This window comes from Actinomadura sp. NPDC048032 (assembly GCF_040653175.1).
In the GTDB taxonomy this organism is placed as follows: Bacteria; Actinomycetota; Actinomycetes; order Streptosporangiales; family Streptosporangiaceae; genus Spirillospora; species Spirillospora verrucosospora.
This window is the reverse complement of the sequence record NZ_JBEZJP010000655.1, coordinates 1-2,926: the sequence shown is the minus strand read 5'-3', so window position 1 is coordinate 2,926 and position 2,926 is coordinate 1. Positions and strand designations below refer to the sequence as shown.

3 protein-coding genes are annotated in these 2,926 nt (G+C 73.5%); all 3 read left to right on the top strand.

Annotated features, from left to right (window positions below; translation table 11 throughout):
* The first annotated feature begins 94 nt into the window (after positions 1 to 94).
* Positions 95 to 760 (top strand): SAM-dependent methyltransferase, encoded by a 666-nt coding sequence (locus tag AB0C69_RS40650; protein ID WP_360361883.1) that lies wholly within the window; start codon positions 95 to 97, stop codon positions 758 to 760.
* Positions 745 to 1,455 carry a cobalt-precorrin-6A reductase gene (locus AB0C69_RS40645; RefSeq protein WP_360361880.1) on the top strand — a complete coding sequence of 237 codons (711 nt, stop codon included), beginning with the start codon at positions 745 to 747 and terminating at the stop codon, positions 1,453 to 1,455. Before AB0C69_RS40650 ends, AB0C69_RS40645 begins: the two co-directional genes overlap by 16 nt.
* A 59-nt stretch (positions 1,456 to 1,514) precedes the next feature.
* A partial coding sequence (locus tag AB0C69_RS40640; RefSeq protein ID WP_360361877.1) for an extracellular solute-binding protein occupies positions 1,515 to 2,926 on the top strand: 1,412 nt, incomplete at its 3' end.

Here is a 2,926-nt window from a genome sequence, read left to right as displayed (position 1 = left end):
CCGAAGCCCGCCCCGTGGGCGGCGAGGATCCGCTCCAGCAGCGACATGATCACCTCCGACTGGCGGGTCATGTCGCCGGGCTTGTCGATCTCGCCTGTACGCGGGGTCGCTGGTGCCGGCCGAACTGCTGGAGGCGTGCCCGCCCGGCGCCCGGCTCGTCGACACCGCGAACATGACGCTGGACGAGATCGTCGCCGAGCTGACCGCCGCCCACCGCGGCGGCCTGGACGTCGCGCGGCTGCACTCGGGCGACCCGTCGGTGTTCAGCGCGGTCGCCGAGCAGATGCGCCGCCTCGACGCGGCGGGCGTGCCGTACGAGGTCGTCCCCGGCGTTCCCGCGTTCGCGGCCGCGGCGGCCTCGCTCGGCCGGGAGCTGACCGTCCCCGGCGTCGGCCAGACCGTGATCCTGACCCGCACGGCCGTGCGGGCCACCCCGATGCCGGACGGCGAGGACCTCGCCACCCTCGGCGCGAGCGGCGCCACGATGGTGCTGCACCTGGCCGTCCAGCGCATCGAGGAGGTCGCCGCCGAGCTGCTGCCCCGCTACGGCGCGGACTGCCCGGTCGCCGTCGTCGCCCGCGCCAGCCGCCCGGACGAGCTGGTCCTGCGCGGCACCCTCGCCGACATCGCCGCCCGGGTGCGCGAGGCCGGGGTGCGGCGCACCGCGGTGATCGTCGTCGGCCGCGTCCTCACCGCGTCGGCGTTCCCCGACAGCCACCTCTACAGCGCCGGCCGGGACCGGGCGTGCGGCGCGTCCTGATCCTCGGCGGGACGGCGGAGGCCCGCGCGCTGGCGGCCCGGCTGACCGGCGTGCACGTCGTCTCCTCGCTCGCCGGGAGGGTGTCGGACCCGCGCCTGCCCGCCGGCGAGGTCCACATCGGCGGGTTCGGCGGCGCCGAAGGGCTCGCCGCGTGGCTGCGGGAGCACCGGATCGACCGCCTCGTCGACGCGACCCACCCGTTCGCGGAGCGGATGAGCGCCTCCGCCGCGCACGCGTCGCGGCTGACGGGCGTGCCCCTGCTCGCGCTGCGCCGCCCCGGCTGGGACGAGGAGGACGGCGACGACTGGCGGCGCGTCCCGTCCCTGCCGGACGCCGCCGCCGCGCTGCCGGACGGCGCCCGCGCGTTCCTTACCACCGGCCGCCGCAGCCTTCCGGTGTTCGCCGCGCGGACCGATGTGTGGTTCCTCGCCCGGTCGGTGGACCCGCCGGAGCCGCCCGTCCCGCCCCACGTGCGCGTCCTGCTGGCACGCGGCCCCTACACCGTGGACGGCGAGCGCGCCCTGATCCGCGAGCACCGCCTGGACGTGCTGGTCACCAAGGACAGCGGCGGCGCGATGACCCGCGCGAAGCTCACCGCCGCCCGCGAGGCCGGGCTGCCCGTCGTCGACTTCATCCCCGACTCGGCGACCGACACGGTCGTCCGGGCCGAACCCACCCTCCGGGCCGACCACTAGCGCGCCGTCCCCGACCGACGCGGACGCAGCAGGACAGAAAGCAATAGGGAGCCGTAGCAATGCCGACACTGACGAGGCGAGGAGCGGCCGCGGCGGCCGCGGCCCTCGCGACCCTGCTCGCGGCGGCGTGCGCCCCGGGCTCGTCCGGCGACAAGCCGGAGAGCAAGGCGCCCGCCGCGGTGAGCACCGACGTGGCCAAGGCCGGGAACGTGACCCTCACCGTCTGGGACCAGGAGGTCCAGGGCGGGCAGAAGAAGCAGATCGAGGAGCTGAACAAGCGCTTCGAGGCCAAGTACCCCAACGTGAAGATCAAGCGGGTGTCGCGGTCGTTCAGCGACCTGCAGAAGACGCTCCGGCTCGCGCTGTCGGGCGGCAGCCCGCCCGACGTCGTGGAGGCCAACCAGGGCTACGCGTCCATGGCGCAGTACGTCAAGGCCGGGATGCTCCTCCCGCTCGACTCCTACGACCAGGTCTACGGGTGGCGCAAGCGCTACCCCAAGGGCCTGACCGACCTGAACAGCGTCACCCAGGACGGCAAGCTCATCGGGTCCGGCAACCTGTACGGCGTCTCGCTGAACGGCGAGATCGTCGGGCTCTACTACAACAAGGAGAAGCTCGCCAAGCTCGGCGTGCAGCCCCCGAAGAGCTGGGCGGAGTTCGACCAGGCCCTGGCCACGGCCAAGGGCAAGGGCGAGGTCCCGATCGCGTTCGGCAACCTGGAGAAGCTGCCCGCGATGCAGCTGTACGGCATCCTCCAGGACGGCGTCGCCGACAAGGAGGCCGTCCGCAAGCTCGTGTTCGGCAGCGGCGGCTCCTGGACGGACGCCCCGAACGTCCAGGCGGCGCAGAAGCTCGGCGACTGGTCGAAGAAGGGCTACTTCACCAAGGACGCCAACGCCGTCAAGTGGGACGACACCCCCGTCAACTTCGCCAAGGGCGACGGCGTGTTCATGTTCGGCGGCACCTGGTGGGCCTCCGAGCTGAACGACAAGATGAAGGACAAGGTCGGCTTCATGCTGCCGCCCCCGGCGCAGGCCGGTTCGCCGTCGGCGACGATGGGCGGCGAGAGCCTGCCCTGGTCGATCACGTCCAAGAGCAAGAACCCGGACGTCGCCGCCGCCTACATCAACTTCATCACCTCCCCGGAGGCGATGGACGTCTCGGTCGAGACCGGCAACCTGCCGGCGCTCGCCGCGCCCTCCAAGCAGCCGGCCGGGCCGCTGCTGAAGGAGGTCGCGACGGCGTGGGGCGAGCTGAGCAAGAACGACGGCATCACCCCGTACCTCGACTACGCGACGCCGACCTTCGCCGACGCGTTCGGCGGTCCGCTGCAGGAGCTCGTCGCCGGGCGCAAGCCGGCCGACGAGGTCATGAAGGCGGCGCGGCGCCGTGCGGGCGGTGAACGGCCTGGACCTGGAGGTGCGGGCTGGGGAGACGCTCGGCCTGGTCGGCGAGTCCGGCTGCGGCAAGT